This is a genomic window from Streptomyces sp. NPDC048291, assembly GCF_043201715.1.
In the GTDB taxonomy this organism is placed as follows: Bacteria; Actinomycetota; Actinomycetes; order Streptomycetales; family Streptomycetaceae; genus Streptomyces.
In genome coordinates this window covers 211,354-231,326 of record NZ_JBICZC010000005.1, presented here as the reverse complement: position 1 = coordinate 231,326, position 19,973 = coordinate 211,354, and the positions used below count along the sequence as shown (strand labels likewise).

The 19,973-nt window shown below is 72.1% G+C and carries 20 protein-coding genes and 1 pseudogene; 14 read left to right on the top strand and 7 right to left on the bottom strand.

Annotated features, from left to right (window positions below; genetic code table 11):
• The first annotated feature begins 4 nt into the window (after nucleotides 1–4).
• Nucleotides 5–940: a M56 family metallopeptidase gene (locus tag ACGF5O_RS14955; RefSeq protein ID WP_393810291.1), complete on the top strand. Its 936-nt coding sequence runs from the start codon at nucleotides 5–7 to the stop codon at nucleotides 938–940.
• 114 nt (nucleotides 941–1,054) lie between these two features.
• On the opposite strand, the gene ACGF5O_RS14950 is transcribed toward ACGF5O_RS14955, so the two are convergent.
• Nucleotides 1,055–2,113 (bottom strand): cation diffusion facilitator family transporter, encoded by a 1,059-nt coding sequence (locus ACGF5O_RS14950; RefSeq protein WP_393810290.1) that lies wholly within the window; start codon nucleotides 2,111–2,113, stop codon nucleotides 1,055–1,057.
• A 247-nt stretch (nucleotides 2,114–2,360) separates the two neighbouring features.
• Between ACGF5O_RS14950 and ACGF5O_RS14945 the strand changes: the two genes are divergently transcribed.
• The 6 genes and pseudogenes from ACGF5O_RS14945 (at nucleotide 2,361) to ACGF5O_RS14920 (ending at nucleotide 6,261) form a co-directional block, all read left to right on the top strand.
• On the top strand, nucleotides 2,361–3,035 hold the full coding sequence (locus ACGF5O_RS14945; protein WP_393810289.1) for a hypothetical protein: 675 nt from the start codon (nucleotides 2,361–2,363) through the stop codon (nucleotides 3,033–3,035).
• 80 nt (nucleotides 3,036–3,115) lie between these two features.
• Nucleotides 3,116–3,607 (top strand): copper resistance protein CopC, encoded by a 492-nt coding sequence (locus tag ACGF5O_RS14940; RefSeq protein WP_393810288.1) that lies wholly within the window; start codon nucleotides 3,116–3,118, stop codon nucleotides 3,605–3,607.
• Nucleotides 3,604–3,984, top strand: coding sequence for a hypothetical protein (locus ACGF5O_RS14935; protein ID WP_393810287.1), 381 nt, complete (start codon nucleotides 3,604–3,606; stop codon nucleotides 3,982–3,984). Before ACGF5O_RS14940 ends, ACGF5O_RS14935 begins: the two co-directional genes overlap by 4 nt.
• Complete coding sequence (locus ACGF5O_RS14930; protein WP_393810286.1) at nucleotides 3,914–4,342, top strand: carbonic anhydrase; 429 nt, start codon at nucleotides 3,914–3,916, stop codon at nucleotides 4,340–4,342. The genes ACGF5O_RS14935 and ACGF5O_RS14930 overlap by 71 nt, the downstream gene beginning before the upstream one ends.
• A gap of 129 nt (nucleotides 4,343–4,471) precedes the next feature.
• Nucleotides 4,472–4,766, top strand: a pseudogene (locus tag ACGF5O_RS14925) (DUF3093 family protein).
• A gap of 760 nt (nucleotides 4,767–5,526) precedes the next feature.
• Nucleotides 5,527–6,261: a DUF1775 domain-containing protein gene (locus ACGF5O_RS14920; protein WP_393810617.1), complete on the top strand. Its 735-nt coding sequence runs from the start codon at nucleotides 5,527–5,529 to the stop codon at nucleotides 6,259–6,261.
• A 192-nt stretch (nucleotides 6,262–6,453) separates the two neighbouring features.
• Here the strand turns inward: ACGF5O_RS14920 and ACGF5O_RS14915 are convergent, their stop codons facing one another.
• From ACGF5O_RS14915 to ACGF5O_RS14900, 4 genes are all read right to left on the bottom strand, one after another.
• Nucleotides 6,454–8,346, bottom strand: a complete 1,893-nt coding sequence (locus ACGF5O_RS14915) for a copper resistance CopC/CopD family protein (protein WP_393810285.1) — start codon at nucleotides 8,344–8,346, stop codon at nucleotides 6,454–6,456.
• A gap of 3 nt (nucleotides 8,347–8,349) precedes the next feature.
• Nucleotides 8,350–8,799, bottom strand: coding sequence for a hypothetical protein (locus ACGF5O_RS14910; protein ID WP_393810616.1), 450 nt, complete (start codon nucleotides 8,797–8,799; stop codon nucleotides 8,350–8,352).
• A 183-nt stretch (nucleotides 8,800–8,982) separates the two neighbouring features.
• A complete protein-coding gene (locus ACGF5O_RS14905; RefSeq protein ID WP_393810284.1) occupies nucleotides 8,983–9,195 on the bottom strand; it encodes a hypothetical protein in 213 nt (70 codons plus the stop codon).
• Between the two features lie 182 nt (nucleotides 9,196–9,377).
• The gene (locus ACGF5O_RS14900) at nucleotides 9,378–10,340 is read right to left on the bottom strand and encodes a hypothetical protein (RefSeq protein ID WP_393810283.1); all 963 of its coding nucleotides are present in this window, start codon (nucleotides 10,338–10,340) and stop codon (nucleotides 9,378–9,380) included.
• A 292-nt stretch (nucleotides 10,341–10,632) separates the two neighbouring features.
• Here ACGF5O_RS14900 and ACGF5O_RS14895 point away from each other — a divergent pair, with 292 nt between their 5' ends.
• The 5 genes from ACGF5O_RS14895 to ACGF5O_RS14875 all read left to right on the top strand — a co-directional run bounded on the left by ACGF5O_RS14895 (nucleotide 10,633) and on the right by ACGF5O_RS14875 (nucleotide 14,553).
• The gene (locus ACGF5O_RS14895) at nucleotides 10,633–11,040 is read left to right on the top strand and encodes a hypothetical protein (protein ID WP_393810282.1); all 408 of its coding nucleotides are present in this window, start codon (nucleotides 10,633–10,635) and stop codon (nucleotides 11,038–11,040) included.
• 118 nt (nucleotides 11,041–11,158) lie between these two features.
• Entirely contained in the window at nucleotides 11,159–12,292 is a 1,134-nt protein-coding gene (locus ACGF5O_RS14890; protein WP_393810281.1) for a PLP-dependent cysteine synthase family protein, read from the top strand.
• Entirely contained in the window at nucleotides 12,289–13,539 is a 1,251-nt protein-coding gene (locus ACGF5O_RS14885; RefSeq protein ID WP_393810280.1) for an MFS transporter, read from the top strand. Before ACGF5O_RS14890 ends, ACGF5O_RS14885 begins: the two co-directional genes overlap by 4 nt.
• 158 nt (nucleotides 13,540–13,697) lie before the next feature.
• Nucleotides 13,698–14,087 carry a peptidoglycan-binding protein gene (locus tag ACGF5O_RS14880; protein ID WP_393810279.1) on the top strand — a complete coding sequence of 130 codons (390 nt, stop codon included), beginning with the start codon at nucleotides 13,698–13,700 and terminating at the stop codon, nucleotides 14,085–14,087.
• Nucleotides 14,088–14,136: 49 nt separating this feature from the next.
• Nucleotides 14,137–14,553 (top strand): cation transporter, encoded by a 417-nt coding sequence (locus tag ACGF5O_RS14875; protein WP_393810278.1) that lies wholly within the window; start codon nucleotides 14,137–14,139, stop codon nucleotides 14,551–14,553.
• A gap of 127 nt (nucleotides 14,554–14,680) precedes the next feature.
• Here the strand turns inward: ACGF5O_RS14875 and ACGF5O_RS14870 are convergent, their stop codons facing one another.
• A complete protein-coding gene (locus tag ACGF5O_RS14870) occupies nucleotides 14,681–16,009 on the bottom strand; it encodes a class I SAM-dependent RNA methyltransferase (protein WP_393810277.1) in 1,329 nt (442 codons plus the stop codon).
• A gap of 167 nt (nucleotides 16,010–16,176) precedes the next feature.
• Nucleotides 16,177–18,222 (bottom strand): APC family permease, encoded by a 2,046-nt coding sequence (locus tag ACGF5O_RS14865; RefSeq protein ID WP_393810276.1) that lies wholly within the window; start codon nucleotides 18,220–18,222, stop codon nucleotides 16,177–16,179.
• Between the two features lie 383 nt (nucleotides 18,223–18,605).
• Here ACGF5O_RS14865 and ACGF5O_RS14860 point away from each other — a divergent pair, with 383 nt between their 5' ends.
• Nucleotides 18,606–19,277, top strand: coding sequence for a TrkA family potassium uptake protein (locus ACGF5O_RS14860; protein WP_014675526.1), 672 nt, complete (start codon nucleotides 18,606–18,608; stop codon nucleotides 19,275–19,277).
• Nucleotides 19,277–19,948: a potassium channel family protein gene (locus ACGF5O_RS14855; protein ID WP_393810275.1), complete on the top strand. Its 672-nt coding sequence runs from the start codon at nucleotides 19,277–19,279 to the stop codon at nucleotides 19,946–19,948. The genes ACGF5O_RS14860 and ACGF5O_RS14855 overlap by 1 nt, the downstream gene beginning before the upstream one ends.
• Nucleotides 19,949–19,973: the final 25 nt, after the last annotated feature.

The window sequence follows — 19,973 nt, the reverse complement described above, 5'->3', positions numbered from 1 at the left end:
CCCGATGCGCATCGCTGTCTATCTGCCGCTGCTGCTTTCCCTGGTCGCGCCGCTCGCCGCCCGGCCCCTGTCCGAACGCTGCGAACCCCGCCTCGCCACCTGGCTGCTCACCTCCCTGTCCCTGGTCCTGGGCACGGCGAGCACCACCGCCCTCGGCCTGCTGGCCGTCACCGGCCTGATCCGCATCCCCCAACTCGCCGGCCTCGGCCACTGGTCGGCCCCCTCCGCCCAGCACGACGACCCGGCCCAGCTCCCCGTCGCGCTCATCGCGGGCCTGCTGCTCGGCGCCGCCCTGTTCGCCGCCGCCCGCATGCTCTGGCGGCGAGCCCGCACCCTGGCCGCCGCCACGCTGGACGCCGCCTGCATGCCCACCCGGGACGGCACGGTCGTCGTGGAGGACGAGGCCCCCGACGCCTACGCCCTACCCGGACTCCCCGGCCGCGTGGTCGTCTCCACCGGCATGCTGCACACCCTGGACGCCACCGAGCACACCATCCTGCTCGCCCATGAACGGGCCCACCTGCGCGCCCACCACTACGCGTTCGTCGCTCTCGCCCAGTTCGGCGCCGCCGCCAACCCGCTCCTGCGCCCGCTGGCCGACGCCGTCACCTACACCATCGAACGCTGGGCCGACGAGAACGCGGCCGGCGCCACCGGTGACCGCAGGCGGGTCGCCCGCACGGTCGGCAAGGCCGCCCTCGCCGCCCACCACACCCCCGCCCGCGCGGCCGGCGCCACCCTCGGCATCCTCGGCCGCCGCGCCCCGCTCGCCAAGGCCGGTCCGGTGCCCCGCCGCGTCGCCGCCCTCCTCGCCCCACCCCTCGGCCGCCACCCGGCGCTCACCGCCGCGACGGCCCTCATCCTCACCTCCGCGATCCTCGCCACGGCCGAAGCCGCCCACGACCTGCACCTGCTGCTGAAGAGCGTCGGCGCCGGATAGCACCACGGCCGGCTCAAGTTCCCGAACTGGCACGGCCGGTTTCCGCCGCGGAAGGACGAGGTGCCGAAGCCCCCACGCCGCTGCGGAATGCCGAATCCTGAGGCGCGAGCAGGGTCAGTGTTCGTGTGGGCCGGGCCGGTGGACGGGGCCGTGGGCGTCGTCGCAGTGCTCCGTCGCTTCGGCCGAGGACGAGGGGGTGGCGATCTGCAGCAGTTCCTCGCTGTCCCCGTCCTCGCCGAGGTGGTCGACCTGAAGCGTGGCGTGCGTGACGCCGTGCCGGTCGCGCAGCAGCTGCTGCAGGTCGCGGCGCACGGCGTGGCAGTCACCGCCGGGTTCGACCAGGACGTGGGCGGAGAGGGCGGGTTCGCCGGAGGTGATGGTCCACAGGTGCAGGTCGTGGATCTCGACGACCGCGGGCCGGCCGGCCAGTTCGTCGCCGATCGAGTCCGGGTCGAAGCCGACCGGGGCGGCTTCCAGGAAGATCCGCCCGGAGTCGCGGACCAGGCCGTAGCCGGCCTTGAACATCAGGGCGACCACGACGAGCGTGGCGATGGCGTCGGCGCGGGCGAAGCCCGTGAGGACGACGATGAGCGCGGCGACGGCGGTGCCGATGAACGCGAACAGGTCGTTGAGGATGTGCTGGTAGGCGCCCTCGACGTTCAGGGAGCTGCGGTTGGCCTTGGAGATGCACCAGGTGGCGGCCACGTTGACGACGATCCCGGTGAGCGCCGTGGCCAGCATCAGGCCGCCCTCGACCTCGGGCGGGCTGATCAGCCGGCGCACCGCCTCGTACGCCAGCCAGGTCCCGAGCAGCAGCAGGGTGAGGCCGTTGGCCTGGGCGGAGAGGATCTCGGCGCGCTTGAGTCCGTAGGTGAAGCCGCCGCGGGCGGGGCGGGCCGACAGCCGCATCGCGACGAGCGCGAGCACTATGGAGGCGGCGTCGGTGAGCATGTGCGCCGCGTCGGAGATCAGGGCCAGGGAGCCGGCGATGATGCCGACGACGACCTCCGCCGCCATGAACACCGTGATGAGGGTGAGGGCGATGGCCAGCCAGCGGCGGTCGGCGTCCGCCGAGACGCCGTGCGAGTGCCCGGCATGCCCACCCGCCCCGTGGCCGTGGTCATGCCCCTGGCCCCCGTGGTCGTGCCCGTGATCGTGATCGTGATCGCCCATGGCGGTTGCCTTGCCCCCTCGCGTCGGGTGTCCGGTTCGCAGTGAAACGCATGGTCGGGGCTATCACCAAAGGCTGCACCGGTGACCGTTGTCATCTCCGATAGCGCGGCCCTGACCTGCGGAAACGCTGCTCTTCTGGAGGGAGACGGGGTCTGTTTCCAGTACCGCGACCCGGTGGGGCGGCAAGCGCGCGTGCCTGGGTACGCTTCCGGGACCACTTCGTTCAGCGACCCGTGAAAGCCCGCCGATGCGACCGCTCCTCCCGCCGATGCGCCCCGCCTCCCCGGCGTCCGGCGTGCTGCGCGGAGCGCGGGCCGCCGTCCTGGCGGTGCTGTGCGTGCTGCTGCCGCTGGCCGGTCATGTGCTGGCGCAGGGGCATGCCCCCCGTTGGGCACCGGTGGCGGCGATAGCCCTCGTGGCGGTGCCCGGCGCCGCCGTCCTGACCCGGAAACGGCTCACCGACGCCCAGTTGACCGGGGTACTGGCCGCCGCCCAACTCGCCTGCCACGCGGCCTACTCGCTGCCCGGCGCCTGCGCCGCCGTATCCGCGACAGGGGGCGGAACGGGCGGGTTTCCCTCGCTGATCGAGCACGACGCCCTCACCGGACCGCCGTCCGGTGTCCTGCTCGCCGGTCACCTCGTGACCCTGGTGCTCGCGGCGCGACTGCTGGGCACCACGGACCAGCTGCTGTGGCAGTCACGTCCGCTGTGGGCAGCGGTACGCCGCGTCCTGCTGTTCGTGTGGCCGCTGCTCGGACGCGTCCACGGCACCGGCCCACGGCCGGAGCTCGTAGAGAACACGTCGCCGCTGCGGTCGGCCGTGCTGACCCGGCTGCGGGAAGGCCGGGCGCCGCCACGCGGGCGGTTCAGCCCGAGCGTCCCTCTCCGGCCGATGCCGACCGGCGGACTTCTCCTGCCCTGACGGCAGAGCCGCCTGCCCGGCGGGGCGGGTCCCCCCTGCCCGGCGGCCCCGCCGCCAGGACACGAAAAGAGCCCCGCATCATGCCCGCCCGCCCACCGCGTGCCGCCCGCACGGCGGCACGCGTCCTCGTCGTACCCACCGCCCTCACGGCCCTGACCGTCGCCGCCCCGCAGGCCGCGGCCCACACCGAACTCGACACCGCCAGTCCCGCGGCCGACTCCGCCCCCGCCGGACTTCCCACGCGCATCACGCCGACCTTCAGCGACACGATGGACGGGAAGTACGCCAAGGTGGCCGTCACCGGCCCCGACGGTGCCCCGGTCTCCGCCGGGAGTCCGCAGGTGGGCGACAGGACCGTCGCCCTGGGCCTGAAGTCCGTGGCTCCGGCGGGCCGTCACACGGTCGGCTACCGGGTGGTCTCCGCCGCCGGCCATCCCGTCTCGGGGTCGTACGCCGTCCCCCTCTCCGAATCGCTCGCCGCCTACAACGCCTTCCTGGCGAGCCTGTGCGCCCGCGGCCGACGCGTCGCAACCCCACCCACCTCCGCCGCCGCTCCAAGTGAGGAATCATGAGCAAGCTGAAGAAGCAGCTGATGGCCCTGGCCATCCTCCTGGCCGGGTTCGCCGCGGCCTTCGGCACCTACCTGCTCCTCGCCCCCGACGACCGCAGGAGCGGATTCGCCGTCCAGCCCGCCGCGGACGCGCTGCCCGTGCGCGACTCCAGCCACCGGCTCACCCAGCCGGAGAAGAGCGAACTGACCGTCGTGGAGTTCCTGGACTTCGAGTGCGAGGCGTGCGGCGCGTACCACCCGCCTGGCCGAACAGCACCGACCGCGGGCGATGTTCATCGCGTGCTCCGACGCCCGCCTCGTCCCCTCCTTGCTCACCGCGGTCCGGCCCGGAGACCTCTACGAACTGCGCACGCGCGGAGGAGTCGTACCGCCCTATGACGCGAAGACGCCCACCGGCGAGTCCAGAACCATCGCATACGCGGTCGACGAGCTGGGTGTCGCGGACATCGTGGTCTGCGGCCACTCGGACTGCGACGTCGTCACCGCCGCGATGCACGACAACCGGAGGGTCTCCGGTGTCACGGGGTGCGCGGAGGAGTCGGTACCGCTGAGCGGAGACGTCATCGCCGCCGGACACTGGCACGCCCTCACACAACTCGACGCGCTCAGCAACTATCCGTGTGTCGCACCCCGGCTGGCCGACCGCTCACTGCGCCTGCACGCCTGGTTCCACGAACTCGACACCGGCGCGACCCTGGCCCACCACCCCCGCGCCAGCACCTTCCTGCCCCTGTGAACAGCCCCGTCCGCCCCCACGTATACGACAAGGTGAACGCCCGTGACCTCGCCCTCCCGGCTCGTCTGCGACGAACGGCCGACCGCCCCCAGCACATGGTGGGCCATCGCCGGCCCCTTCGGCGTGTCCATGGCCCTGATCTTCCTTCCCTACGGGCCCGTCGCCGCACTGATCGCGCTGACGATCGGGGTCTGCCCGGCCGGGATGTACGTCAGTGCGCAGGGATCGACGCGCATCCGGGTCACCGGCGACACGTTGTTCGCGGCGGACGTACAAGGCCGATCTGCGGGCCTGCATGGTGAGGCCCGGCTTTCTGCCCGGCGCCGTGCGGGTGGCGGACATCGACCTCGACGACCCCACGCCCTACCTCTACTTGGCCACCCGATCCCCGGAACGGCTCGCCGAGGCACTCGGTAAGGAATGACGGGCTACCGTGCCGCGTGATCACGTGACCGGGTACGAGGAGCGTGCCGGGACGGGCCGGACCAGCCGCGTGGGGACCTGCGTGCGGGCCGGTCTGTTCGCCGTGCTCGGTACCGTGCTCGCGGCCTTCGGCCATCACACCATCGCCGAGGGCGCGGTGCCCTGGCGGCTGGTGGCCGCGATGGCCGCGGCGCAGTTCACGGCCGTCTGGCCACTGGCCCGCAGACGCTACACACCCGCCGCGACCGTCCTGTGCACACTGGCCGTGCAGGGTGCACTGCACCTCGCCCTGTCCTACGCGGCCGGTGACGCCTCGGTGGCCATGCCGGGACCCACGATGCACGCCGGTCACGCGGCGGCCGATGCCGGGGACGGGCACGCGTGGCATCACGCCGGGGTGGCGATGGCCACCGTGCATGTGGTCGCCGCGCTCGTCGTGGCCTGGCTGCTGTGCCGGGCGGACGCCCGGATGACGGCCGCGCTCGCCACGCTGGGCACGATCACCAGGACAGTTGTGGCGGCCCTGGCCCAGATTCTGCCGCGGCCGGTCCGAGACACCGGGCGCACGGTGTTCGGGCTGCCCGAACGGTGGCCGGGGGCTTCCTCCGATACGGCGGCGACGCCGCGGGACGACGTACTGGAGCATGCGGTGGTGCGCAGGGGACCACCGCGACGGGAACGCCTCCAGTCCGTCATCCGGTCCCGGCTGCTACGGGACCGGTCCTTCCCGTACCTGCAAGGAGTTCCCTGTGTCCACGCCCATGCCCCTCACCCCGGTGGCTCGCACCGGCCGTCGCATCGCACTCGCCGGTGCCGCGGCGCTGACGGCCACGCTCGCCCTGGCCGCACCGGCAGCCGCCCACGCGGAAGTCGAGGCCGACACCCCGCAGGCTCTGGCCCAGAACGTGACCCTCGGCTTCGTTTCCGAGGCCGAGTCCGACACGGCAGGCTTCACCCAGTTGCGCATCGTGCTCCCCGAGGGCATCGCCCCCGGTGACGTAACCCTCGGCGAAGCCCCCGAGGGATGGAAGCTGAAGGCCACCGGCGACGGCTACAGCGTCGCCGGGCCCGCGCTGAAGGCCGGCGTCGACGCCGAACACACGATCAAGGTGCGGCAGTTGCCGGACGCCAAGGAGATCGTCTTCAAGACGGTGGAGACCTACAGCGACGGCAAGGTGTCCCGCTGGATCGAACTGCCCAGCGGCGGCGCGGAGCCGGAACAGCCCGCGCCGGTCCTGAAGCTGAAGGCGGCGGCCGCGGGTGCCAAGCCGGTCGGTGCCTCCCCCAGCCGGAGCGAGAGCGCGACGCCCACCCCGTCCGCCACCGAGCCGGAGAGCGCGGACGGCGGCTCCGACACCACCGCCGAGGCCGCGCAGACGGACGACAACAGCTCGACCGGCGTGATCATCAGCGTCGTCCTGGCAGCGGTGGCGCTTCTCGTCGCCGGGGCCTGGTGGCTGGTGAAGCGGCGCGGCACGCCGTCGTCACAGGGCTGATCTGCGCCGGTGGACGAGGTGGCGCCGGCCGGTCCGAGCAGCGCGGACCGGCCGGCGCCGTAGGGACTGCCCTTGTCGAAGTACCGGGAGCACGGCGCCTAGACAGGCCGGGAACCCTGACGCGTCTCGTCGCCGACCCTGCGATTCGTTTCGTCGGCACCTCGCTCTCCCCCGAAGTGGACCGGTGGCCTGTCAGGCCGGGGACGGCCTGATGCTCACGTCCTGGGCCACCGTGACCTGGTCGATCTCGGTGACACGCACCGTGACGTGCAGGGTCCACACACCGGCCAGCGGCAGCCGCAGGCGGTCCGTGGCCCAATAGCCCTGCCGGTCGGTGAGCCCGGCGTCGAGCGGGCCGATCCGCTGGGCCTTCTGGGTCAGCGTGAGACGGAGCTCCGGAACGGTGACAAAGCCCTTGTCGGGCCCGTACACCACGGCCTCCACGGTGTTGTCGCCCACGCGTCCCGACGCGATGGTGATCTGGACCGTGCCGTTACCGTTCGGCGTACCGACGTCGAAGGGGACCATCGCCACCCTGGCCGTGGGTTCCCGAGCGGCGGCGACCGCGGCCGCGCTCGCGGCGGCGGCACGGCTGGGCTGGGTGCCGGTCAGCAGTGTGGTGAGGGCCAGGACGACGACACCGAGGACGGCCTCGACGGCGACCGACCGGCGCAGCGCGCGGCGGTGAGGGTCGGAGTCGGGGGCGCCTGTTGGCTCCGCACGCTCACGCGCCGCGGGTGATGTGTCGGGGCTGCTCGTCACCTCGGCCGTATCCCCGGTCGAGGACGCTCCGGCGCCGACGGTCTGCGTCACGCGGGTGCGTTCCGGCGTCGTCGCCGGAACGGGTTCCGTCGCGCGGTCCTGCACGATCCGGTCGACCCATTGGCGTGAGAACGATGCTGCGGTCAGCACGAGCACCACCGCGACGACCTTGAGGGTGAGGAGCCTGCCGTACCCGGTGGTGGACAGGGCCTGCCAGGAACCGACCTGCCGCCACGACTGGTAGACGCCGGTGGCGGCCAGCACGGCGACCGCGGTGAACGCCAGCCGGGAGAACCGCGTGACCACCTCCGCCGGGACCTCCTGGCCCGCGGGGGCCCGGAACAGGACGACCAGCAGCGCGAGCAGACCGCCCAGCCAGACCGCCATGGCGAGCAGGTGCAGCACCGCAATGGGGATCGCCAGCGGGACCTGGAGCCCCGCGGAGGCGTGCTCTGCGCCCGCCCAGGTCAGGGCCAGGCCCACGGTGAGCAGCGCGCCCGCCGCCCGCACCGCACGGCTGGACCGGGTGGCGTACCTGGCCAGGAGGACGCCCGCCGCGGCCAGCAGCAACAGCCGTACGCCCAGGGCCAGGCCGGCTCGCCCCACGATGGTGCTGCCCAGCAGGGACACGTCGAACACCGCGGTGAGACCCCGGCCGGTCTCGTACGGGCCGCGCAGCAGCAACAGCACGACGGTGGAGGCGAACAGCGCTGTCCAGCCCGCCAGGATCAGCCGGCGCAGTGGCCGCAGTCCTGCCCCGGCCGGCCGGCACAGGAGCGTGAACAGCGTGGCACCGATGAACAGGGCGAAGCCCCCGTAGGCGAGGTAGCGGAAGAAGCTGTAGAGGCGGGAGGCCGCCGTGTCGTCCGGGGAGCCTGTCGGCAGCGCGACGGTGGTGGCGGACGGCTGGCCGATGGAGAAGGTGAACGCGCCCGAGATCGGGTGGCTGTCGGAGGAGACGGCTCGCCACGCGACCGTATAGGTGCCCTCGGGCAGCTTCCCGGCCAGCCTGACCTGGGCGGTGCCGCCTTTCCCGGCCGCGTGCCCGACGGCTCCGCGGTCGACGCGGAGGTTCTTCGGGGACAGTACGCGCAGGGAGCCGTCGGAGACGCTGACGGATTCGCTGAAGGTGAGGGTGATCTGCTTCGGGGCCGTTTTGAGGATGGCGGAGTCGGCCGGGTCGGAGCGGGTCAGGGTGGCGTGGGCGGAGGCGGTTCCGGCGCCGCCGAGGAGGAGGGCGAGTACGGCTCCGAGGAGGAGCAGGGCGGTGAGGGAAGTCCTGGAGCGGCGGGTGGTCGCCGTCGGTACGAAGGCAGTGCTCATGCGTTACGACGCGCTCGGTTGCGCTGTCGGGCCGAAGCCGCGCAGTTGCCGGATGGTGCCGCCGAGTCTGTCGCGGAACCCGTCCAGCATCTGGGGCTGGGCGCTCACGATCCACCGTGTGCCGACCAGGTACTTGCCGCCGTACCCGGAGGCGGAGTCCAGCCAGGTCTCCTTGAGTTCGTCGGTGGGGAAGGTGGTGATGAGGTAGTCGACCTTCTTGGTGTGGCACACGCCCTGGCGCAGTTCCGTGGCGTTGATGCGGATCTTCGGCTTGCAGCCGGTCAGGCCGGCGATCACCTCGACCTTGGCCGGAGCCACCACGCCGTTCGCGGGGGCGTCCGACACGGAGACCTTCGCCTGCTTGCGGTCCGTGTCGGCGTCGTCGTCACCGCCGCCGCAGGCCGCGGTCAGGGGGACGATCGCCAGGGTCGCGGCCAGGGTCGCGCCGCGCATCAGGCGGCCGGTGTGCTGGGCTCGTGGCTGCTGTGGCACGTTGCCTCTCCGTTTCCGGGTGGTCCTGCCCGCGGCCGGCGGCCAGGCGTACGACAGGGGGTACGGAAGAACATCAGTGGCTGTTCATCCCGTATGTCACGGTGAGCCCGTGGGGAGGCAGGGCCGCCGCCCCACGGGTCCGAGTCATGTCCAGGCGCCGGCGGACGCGGGCTGGACGGTGTGTGCGTTGTGCTGGTCGGCCCAGTTCCGCAGGGCGCTCATGCAGGCGACGCGGGAGCCGGAACAGGAGATGAACAGCTCCTGGGGCTGTTGCCCGCGGGACAGCGGGGCGAACTCCTCCTGCTGGCCGGTGATCTTCTCGCGGAACGTACGGGCATGCTCGACGGGAGCGTGCATGGGAATCGGCCTCGGATCTCTTCGTGAGGGCTCTCAGGACGAAAGGATGCGAAGAGGGTGTGCTGCGCGCGTCCGGGCGGGCGTCGACAGGCCGTGGCGAACGGCTTGTCGGACAGTCGGCCGGCTCACGGCGACGACTGCGAGTGCCGGACGGGGGGAGGCGGCGCGTAGCACGCTGCCGATCAGCAGCGGAAGGTCTGCAGGGTGCTGACGGTGGGTGCGAGTCCGGCGCCCGGGTTCCGGGCGTCTCTGGCGGTGCGGGGATGCGCCGGGCCGGAGACCGAGGCAAGCACGTCGAGCGCCTCGTCCGCGGTCGCGTCGACGACCATCGGCGGCGCCTCCACCGGCTGGCCGGTCCGTGGTGCGAGAGCGAGCGGGTCGGCCCCGGTCTCGTGATGCGGCGAGCCGCTGTCGGCGTGCGGCGCGACCGGCGAGGAGGACTGCGCCTTCCGGGACTCGGATTCGATTGCGGGTGCCACGAAGGACGCCGCGTTCGGAGCGTCCCCGGAATGGTGCGGCGTCCCGAAGTGCAGCAGGACGGCAGCAGCCAGCAGCACAACCGCTGCCGCCACGCGCCGCATCACCACTGGACTCCCGACGTTTCTCTCGAACCGACGCCAAAACGCTACCGGCCCAGGCCCCTCGGTCACGGCGAACTCCCAGCTGGAAAAGGTGACATGAACAACACCCGCACTCTTGTTGCACCAGCGATCACCCGGTTCGACGGAGCTTGCCGGATGTAGGGCGCCGGTGAGGTTCGGGGAAGAGCGGGAGTTGCCCGCCGAAGGCGGTGAGGCGGCGCAGGACCGTGGTGGCCCGCGCGCAGGTGCCGTCCGGCAGGCGCCGGTGAGGTCGCCGCGGCGGCCGGCCTCGGCGCGCTGGAGGGGCTGAGAGGCGTCGCCGTCCTGATGGTGATCGCCGGAATCCAGTGCCGTCACGACCGCGGGCGCCGCCGCGTGGCAGCGGTGGGGGTCCACGCTGACGAGATGCGTCCGGCAGCCGTCCAGGTCGATTGCGGCCAGGTGGGACGAGCCGGGGCTGAACGGCGCATGCAGGAGGGCCAGGAGATCAAGGAGGGCCAGCAGCACGACGGCACCCAGGCCGCGCGCTGTCGCGCGCCTGGCCGTGCGTGCGGTGTGCGACATCCGGACCCCGTGGCGCCCTCCCGCCCGAGGAACCCCTGGATGCCGAGTGGCGGGGCCCGGCTACGGCCGATCGGAGCCCGGATTCATCCGATGCGGTGATCGACGGCAACGGGAGCCGCCCGCGCGGGTGTCTGCCAGCGGCGCGTACGGGCACCGGACGCGGCGGGACAACGGCCTCCGTGCGCCGCTGGACGCCGAGGAGCGACACCGCGGTCGACAAGAACCTTACGTAGTTACGTGATTACTCTTTGTCCTCATGACGGCTTGCGCGGTCTTTCGCAGCAGCCGCTCCGTGGCACGGACCGGAGCGGTGCTCCTGCTGCTGCTGGCCGCGCTCCTGCACGTCCTGGACTGCGCGCACGGACCGAACGCCGACCCGTCGGGGCGCGCCGACACCCTGCTGCTGACCCCGTCGGCGAGCTGCACGCAAACGCCTGAGCCTGCGCAGCGGACGACCGCTCGACAGGCAACCCCCGGGCAGGAGGGCACAGCGCACTGCTGCGGCTCGGACGAACCGACGCTTCAGCCGCCGCGCGACGTGGCCCTGGCCCTCCCCGCCACGGTCCACGGCACCCCGGCCGCCCGGCATCTCGGCACCCCTGCGCCGTCCGCAGCTGCGGCCCCCCGGCACTCGTGGCCTGTGCCCGACGCGGCTTCCCCGGGAGAGACACAGGCCCGCCTGGGCGTGTGGCGGACCTGACCGGCCCCCGCCGCCGCGCTCCGGGACACGAGCGCGGCACGCAGCCGAGCACCTCCGCCTCTTCCCCCGACACACGGCCGGCCCGCTCTCTCCGCGCCGGCCGCAGGAGAAGCACGCCATGAACCACCCCATCCACACAGTCCTGCCCACAGCGCAGTTGCCGACCAACGCCAAACACCCCTTGCACACGCCCGCCGGTCTCGTCGGCGACACGCCCGTCCTGTGGATCGGCGAGCCCTTCACCGCCGCCGGGCGCGGCTTCTGGGCCAAGCTCGAAGGCCACAACCCCGGCGGTATCAAGGACCGCACCGCCCTGCACATGGTCCGCGCCGCCCGCGAACGCGGGCAACTGCTGCCCGGCGCCCGCATCATCGAGTCGACCTCCGGCACGCTCGGTCTCGGCCTGGCCCTGGCCGGTGCCACCTACGGACACCCGGTCACCGTCGTCACCGACCCCGGCATGGAACCCCTGATGACCGGCCTGCTCACCGCATACGGAGCCGAGGTCGACCTCGTCACCACACCCCACCCGGACGGCGGCTGGCAAGAGGCCCGCCGACAGCGCGTCGCCGAACTCCTGGCCCGGCACCCGGACGCCTGGTGCCCCGACCAGTACAACAACCCCGACAACGTCGCCGCCTACGCTCCGCTCGCCCACGAACTCCTCGCCCAGCTCGGCCGTATCGACACCCTGGTCGTCTCCGTCGGCACCGGCGGCCACTCCGCGGGCATCGCCTCCGTCCTGCGCGGCTACTTCCCCCGCCTGCGGATCGTCGGCGTCGACACCACGGGCTCCACGATCTTCGGCCAGCCTGCCGGCCCCCGCCTCATGCGCGGCCTGGGCTCCAGCATCTACCCGGGCAACGTCGCCTACGACCTCTTCGACGAGGTCCACTGGGTCGCCGCCGCCGAGGCCGTGTGGGCGGCCCGCCGCCTGGCCCGCGACCACTACGCGACCGGCGGCTGGAGCGTCGGCGCCGTCGGCCTCGTCGCCCGCTGGCTGGCCCGCACCCTGCCCCCGGAGGACCGGATCGTCGCCGTCTTCCCCGACGGCCCGCAACGTTACGTCGGCACGGTCTTCGACGACTCCTACTGCCGCGGCCACGACCTCCTGGGGCACCCGCACGCCGACGACCCCGACGAGATCGCCGACCCCCGCGAACGCACGGTCACCCGCTGGACCCGCTGCACTCACATCACCGACCCCCTCGCGCCCGCCGACCGCCACGACCTGGTGGGAGCCGCCCGATGAAGCGCCTGTGGCAGCAGACCCGCTCCTTCCCGCGCGCCGCACGCCTGCTGATGGCCAACCAGTTCGCCATCAACCTCGCCTTCTACATGCTGATGCCCTACCTGGCCGCCCACCTCTCCGACGGGCTGGGCCTGGCCGCCTGGGCCGTCGGCCTGGTCCTCGGCGTCCGCAACTTCTCCCAGCAGGGCATGTTCCTCATCGGCGGCACGATCGCCGACCGCCTCGGCTACAAGATCCCGATCATGACCGGCTGCCTGCTGCGCACCGTCGGCTTCGCCCTGCTCGGCTGGGTCGACAACCTGCCCGCGCTGATCGCCGCGTCCGCCGCCACCGGCTTCGCCGGCGCCCTCTTCAACCCGGCGGTCCGCGCCTACCTCGCCGTCGAGGCCGGTGAGCGCCGCGTGGACGCCTTCGCCACCTTCAACGTCTACTACCAGGCCGGCATGCTCCTCGGCCCCCTGGTCGGACTCGCCCTGCTGGCCGCCGACTTCCGCCTGGTGTGCACGGTCGCCGCGGCCGTCTTCGCCGCACTCACCCTCCTGCAGTGGCGCACACTCCCCGGACATCGGAGCAACCCGTCCGCCACCGGCGAGGAGAGCGTCCTCGCCCAGTGGCGAACGGTCGCCGCCAACCGGCCCTTCCTCCTCTTCTCCGGCGCGATGATCGGCTCCTACGTCCTGATCTTCCAGGTCTACCTGGCCCTGCCGCTGGCGGCGACGGATGCCCTCGGGGCGAACGGCACAACGGTCACCAGCGGCCTGTTCGTCGTCTCCGCCGCCGTCGCCGTCGTCGGCCAGCTACGGCTCACCGGCTGGGCCAAGCGGCGCTGGCAGCCCAGCGACGCCCTGGTGCGCGGGCTGACGGCGATGGGGCTCGCGTTCGTCCCGCTCGCCCTCAGCCCGCGCGGCTCCGCCACTGCCGTACTCGCATCCCTGCTGGTGGCCGTGGTCCTGCTGGCGGCCGGATCCGCAATCGTCTACCCCTTCGAGATGGACACCGTCGTCGCCCTGTCCGGCAACCGCCTGGTCGCCACCCACTACGGGCTCTACAACACCGTCTCCGGCCTCGGCATCACCCTCGGCAACCTCGCCACCGGCGCCCTGTGGGACTTCGCCCGACAACACGACGCACGCTGGCTGCCCTGGACAGCCCTCACCGCGACCGGGCTGACCTGCGCCGCCTCGGTCGCCGCCCTGGCCCGCACCGGACGCCTCACCACGCGACAACCAGAGCTCGCGCCGGCGTAGGGAGGCCCGTCACCCGCGCCGACCGCCTCGGCGAGCGGTGGAGAACGGGGCCGCCGTTCTCCACCGCGTCCATCGCTTCCAGGACGCGCCGACGACAAGCCGCGGGTGTCGCCGTCTGCGCGGGATCATGGGCAATCACCGCTTCCGAAGGAGTGAGCATGGGACAGAAGCGACTGCTCGGAGCAGCTGCGGCACTGTGCGCAGCCGCAGGACTCACCCTCACGGCCCCCCACACCGCCACAGCCGCCCCCGCCCCCTCCCCCTCCCCCTCCTCAGATGCCTGTTCCTACGTGTCGTCGGACTTCCGCCCCACCCTCACCTACGGCGACACCGGAGCGGCGGTCAGGCAGGCCCAGTGCCTCAGCAACACGTGGGGAGGCCGGCCGCCCGAGCTCGCCGTCGACGGGGTCTACGACACCGTCATGCTGAAGAAGATCGAATGGATCCAGGTCTGTCACGGCCTGCCCCGGAGCGGAGTCGTCGAAGGCCGTACCTGGCAGGTGCTCTACCACCCGGCCCTGGACTGCTACGTGCCCTACCCCGCCTGAACCGGGCCGCTTTCGTTGCCGCCGCGTCATCGAGATCGGCGCCTCCACCGTGGTGATCTGGGAGCTGTCCGGCACCGGCGAGGACCGTCAACGCCGTGCGCTCAAGCTGATCAGTGCCGGCTTCGGGCTCCTGGCCGTGTATCTGCTGGTGCAGTCCACCTGGGTACTGGCCACCGGCTTCCGGCCCCACCACTCGCCGCTGGGCATCGGCTGGACCGCGGTGACGGCAGCCGTGATGTTTGCGCTCGCGGCGGGCAAGGCACACACCGGCACCGCGCTGGACAACCCGGTGCTGAGGACCGAGGGCCGGGTCACCCTGATCGACGGCCTGCCGGCCACCGCCGTACTGCTCGGACTCCTGCTGAACTCCCTGGCCGGCCTGTGGTGGGCCGACCCCGCCGCCGGGTACGTCCTGGTCTCCTACGCACTGCGCGAAGCAAAGGAGATCTTCTCCGACCAGCACTGACGCCCGACGCGTTGCCTGCACGTTCTCTCCTGCCATCGGCGCCGACGAACAGCACCGCCCCGCGCCTCACCCGAGACTTCGTGTGGCAACGCCCGCACCGCACATAACGCACACACAAAACCCCAGGTCATGAGCCCTTCGCGGCAGGCTCAAGGATCGCGACACACTCCACGTGATGCGTCATCGGAAACAGGTCGAACGCCCGCAGCGTCCGCACCCGGTATCCGCCGTCCCGGAAGTACGCCAGGTCGCGTGCGAGGGCCGCCGGGTCGCAGGCGACGTAGGCGATGCGGCGGGCGCCGAGGGACGACAGGTGGGCGACCGTCTGGCGGCCCGCACCCGCGCGGGGCGGGTCGAGGACGATGAGGTCGACCTCGGTGATGCCCGTGCGCGGGAGGACCGACTCGACCTTGCCCTGTTCGACGCGGACCCGCGGGAAGTCGGCGAGGTTGTGGCGGGCGTCCTCCACCGCGCGCTTGCCGGACTCGATGCCGAGGACCGCGCCCTTCTCGCCGAGGCGGTCGGCGAGGGCGCCGGCGAAGAGGCCGACGCCGCAGTAGAGGTCCAGGGCCATCTCTCCCTTGCGCGGGAGAAGACCCTGCATGACCGCCGTCACCAGGGTGTCCGCAGCCTTCGGGTGGACCTGCCAGAAGCCGCCGCTGCCGACCCGGTGGGTGCGGCCGTCGGCGCGCTCGCGGACGAAGGCGCGGCCGTGGACGCGGTGGATGCCGCCGTCGTGCTCGTCGACGCGCATGACGGAGACGGGCCGGTCGAGTTCGACCAGGGGGAGGCGGGCGCCCGGGCGCGGCTCCAGGATGACCATGCGGTCCTGGGAGCCCGTCGCGGCAATCGCGTCGACCGAGACCATGCCCGACCAGTCGCGCTCCTCGATGCCCAGCTCGCTGACGCCCGGCGCCGCGATCATGCAGTGCTCGATCGGCTCCACCTCGTGCGAGCGGTGCCGGCGCAGTCCCGCGTTGCCGTCGGCGTCGACCGCGTACTGCACGCGCGTGCGCCACTGCGGCACCTCGCCCGCCGGCAGCTTGTCGCCCTCGGCGGGCATCACCGTGCCGTCCCAGCCGACGTCCTCGGGGGTGAGGCCCGCGAGCCGCTGGAGCTGTTCGGCGATGACCTCGCCCTTGAGCCGGCGCTGGGCGCCCGGCTTGGCGTGCTGCCAGTCGCAGCCGCCGCAGCGGCCGGGGCCGGCGTAGGGGCAGGGGGCCTCGACCCGGTCCTTGGACGCGTCGAGGATGTCGACCGCGTCGGCGCGCAGGAAGCGGGCTCCCTCCTCGCCCTCGGTCACCCGGGCCACGACCCGCTCGCCGGGCAGCGCGTGCCGGACGAACAGCACCTGGCCCTCTGCGGTCCTGGCGATGCAGTGCCCGCCGTGCGCGACCGGGCCGATCTCGACCTCGTACTCCGTCCCCACCAGCGATTTCTTCGGTTCTGCCTGCATGGCGGGGTGACTCCAGATCAAGGGGGAGGGAAACGGCCCGGGCGGGGGCCGACGACAGCCCACCAGTCTACGTGGTCGCCAAGACCTGCCGCGTCCACACGGCAGTCTCCGTAGGAGGGCGGGAGACGACACCCTCCGGCCGTGCGCACGCGCTCCCCCGCCCCCCCTCAGCCCCCGCTGTGCTCCTTCGGCCGGTGCTCCGCAGGACCGCGCCGGACCGCACCCGGCGCGTTCCACTCCTGCCGCTTGCGGGCCCGGATCTTGGCCGCCTCGGAGGACGCCAGCTGGTAGGGCACGGAGGTCACCATCACGCCGGGCGTGAACAGCAGCCGGCCCTTGAGGCGCAGCGCGCTCTGGTTGTGCAGGATGTGCTCGTACCAGCGGCCGACGACGTACTCGGGGATGATCACGGAGACCGCGTCGCGCGGCGACTGGGCGCGCAGGCCCTTGACGTACTCGATGACCGGCCGGGTGATCTCGCGGTAGGGCGAGTCGAGAACCTTCAGGGGTACGTCTATGCCGCGCCGCTCCCACTCCTCGCGCAGCGCCTTCGTCTCGGCCGGGTCGACGTTGACGGTGAGCGCCTCCAGGGTGTCCGAGCGCATCAGCCGGGCGTAGGCCAGGGCGCGCAGGGTGGGGCGGTGGATCTTGGAGATCAGGACGACCGAGTGGACGCGGGAGGGGCGGACGAGGTCGTCGTCCGGTTCCTCGGGGGCGGAGATCTCCTCGGAGACGCGGTCGTAGTGCTTACGGATCGCGGTCATCGTGGCGTAGAAGATGCACATGCCGAGCAGCGCCACCCAGGCGCCGTGGGTGAACTTCGTGACCAGGACGACGACCAGCACCAGGCCGGTGAAGAAGGCGCCGAAGGCGTTGATCGCGCGGGAGCGGATCATGTGGCTGCGCTTGGCCGGGTCCTTCTCCACCGCGAGGTGGCGGTTCCAGTGCCGGACCATGCCGGTCTGGCTGAGCGTGAAGGACACGAACACACCGACGATGTACAGCTGGATCAGGCGGGTCGAGTCGGCGCCGTAGATGACCACCAGCAGCGCGGCCGCGCCGGCCAGGAGCACGATGCCGTTGGAGAAGGCGAGGCGGTCGCCGCGGGTGTGCAGCTGGCGCGGCAGGTAGCGGTCCTGGGCGAGGATCGAGCCGAGCAGGGGGAAGCCGTTGTAGGCCGTGTTCGCGGCCAGGAAGAGGACCAGGGCGGTGGCGGCGGCGAGCAGCACGAACAGGAAGCTGCCCTTGCCGAAGACGGCCTCGGCGACCTGGGAGATCACCGGGTTCTGGACGTAGCCGGAGCCGATCGGGACGCCGCCCCGGATCAGGTCGGTCGCCGGGTTCTCGGCCATGCGGACCTTGGTGACCGCGGCGAGCGCGATGATGCCGCAGAACATGGTGACCGCCAGCAGACCCATCATGGCCAGCGTGGTCGCCGCGTTCTTCGACTTCGGCTTGCGGAAGGCCGGGACGCCGTTGGAGATGGCCTCGACGCCGGTGAGCGCGGCACAGCCGGAGGAGAAGGCCCGCAGCAGGAGGAAGACCAGGGCGAAGCCCGCCAGGCCCTGGTGCTCGGCCTTGATGTGGTAGCCCGCGGTCGGGGCGCGCATCGTGTCCCCGAGGACCAGCCCCCGGAACGCACCCCACGCGATCATGATGAAGACGCCGCCGACGAACACGTACGTCGGGATCGCGAAGAGCTTGCCGGACTCCTTCACGCCGCGCAGGTTCATCAGCGTCAGCAGCACGATCACGGTGACCGCGCAGAGCACCTTGTGCTCGACGACGAAGGGGATCGCGGAGCCGAGGTTCTCGATGCCGGAGGCGATGGAGACGGCGACGGTGAGGACGTAGTCGACGAGCAGCGCGCTCGCGACGGTGAGGCCCGCCTTGGGGCCGAGGTTGGTGGTGGCGACCTCGTAGTCGCCGCCGCCGCTCGGGTAGGCGTGCACGTTCTGCCGGTAGGAGGCGACCACCGTGAACATCAGCACGACGACCGCGACGGCGATCCACGGGCTGAAGTGGTACGCCGACACACCCGCGATGGACAGGACCAGCAGGACCTCCCCCGGCGCGTAGGCGACGGAGGACAGCGGGTCGGAGGCGAAGACGGGGAGCGCGATGCGCTTCGGCAGGAGCGTTTCACCCAGTCTGTCGCTGCGCAGTGCGCGCCCGATCAGGATCCGTTTGGGCACGTCGGTCAGTTTGGACACGAGAGAGGATCGTAGGCCTTCCACCTGGCAGGTCTCCAGCCGAAGTACGGGATCTGCCTCCCGAGTGAAAAAGGTGACGGCTGGAACTGCGGATTCCGCAGCTTACGCCCGATCCGTGCCTAGATGGCAGACCCCGCCTGTCTTCGCACTTCGGAGGTCCCATGCCCGCGACCGCAGAGCTGATCGGTGCCACGGTCGCCCTCGTCGGCCTCGGAATCCTCACCGCCTGGAGCGTGCGCAGCATCACTCGGCGCTGAGCACCGCCGAGCGGCGATGAGCATGGCACGGGGGTGCCCGGCCGGGACGGTGCGTGTGTAGCTTGGGCCTCGGTCTGAGAACCTGATGGGGCTGAGCAGTAACTTTTGGACACCGGAAGGACGGTCGTGCACATCGTCATCATGGGCTGCGGCAGAGTGGGTTCCGCTCTCGCCCAGACCCTGGAGCAACAGGGGCACACGGTCGCCGTGATCGACCAGGACCCCACCGCCTTCCGCAGGCTGGGCCCCGGATTCGGCGGCCGTCGCGTCACCGGGGTCGGCTTCGACCAGGACACCCTGCGCGAAGCCGGCATCGAGGAGGCGGGCGCCTTCGCCGCCGTCTCCAGCGGTGACAACTCGAACATCATCTCCGCGCGCGTCGCCCGCGAGATGTTCGGGGTGGAGAACGTCGCGGCCCGGATCTACGACCCCCGGCGTGCCGAGGTCTACCAGCGCCTGGGCATCCCGACCGTCGCCACGGTCCGCTGGACCGCCGACCAGATGCTGCGCCGGCTGCTGCCCTCGGGCGCCGAGCCGTTGTGGCGCGACCCCACCGGCGGGGTCCAGCTCGCCGAGGTGCACGCCTCCCCGAAGTGGGTCGGCCACAAGATCAGCAAGCTCCAGGAGGAGACCGGGGTCCGGGTCGCGTTCCTGACCCGGCTCGGCGAGGCGATTCTGCCCACCTCGCAGACGGTCCTCCAGGAGGGCGACCTGGTGCACGTGATGATGCGGACGGACGACGTGGACAAGGTCGAGGCCGCCTTCGCCGGGGGTCCGGAAGAGGAGGGCGGTCACTGATGAGGGTCGCCATTGCCGGGGCCGGTGCCGTCGGCCGCTCGATCGCGGGCGAGCTGCTGGAGAACGGCCACGAGGTCCTGCTGATCGACAAGGCCCCCACCGCCATCTCGGTGGAGCGGGTGCCGCAGGCGGAGTGGCTGCTGGCCGATGCCTGTGAGATCACCTCCCTCGACGAGGCGGCGCTGCAGCGCTGCAACGTCGTGATCGCCGCGACCGGCGACGACAAGGTGAACCTGGTCGTCTCGCTGCTCGCGAAGACGGAGTACGGCGTTCCGCGCGTCGTCGCCCGGGTCAACAACCCCAAGAACGAGTGGCTCTTCAACGAGTCCTGGGGCGTGGACGTCGCCGTCTCGACGCCGCGTCTGATGTCGGCCCTGGTGGAGGAGGCGGTGAGCGTCGGCGACCTGGTCCGGCTGCTGCGCTTCAGCCACGGCGACGCGAACCTGGTGGAGCTGACCCTGCCCGAGGAGTCGGCGCTGGCCGGCACCCAGGTCGGCGACGTGGAGTGGCCCGAGGACACCTCGCTGGTCACGATCATCCGCGGCACCCGGGTGCTCACCCCCTCCAAGGAGGACTCCCTGGAAGCCGGTGACGAGCTGCTGTTCGTGGCGGCCCAGGCCCGCGAGGAGCAGCTGGAGGACCTGCTGTCGGTCCGGCGCGAAGACGGCTGACGCACGCAACAGCGAACCCGCCCAC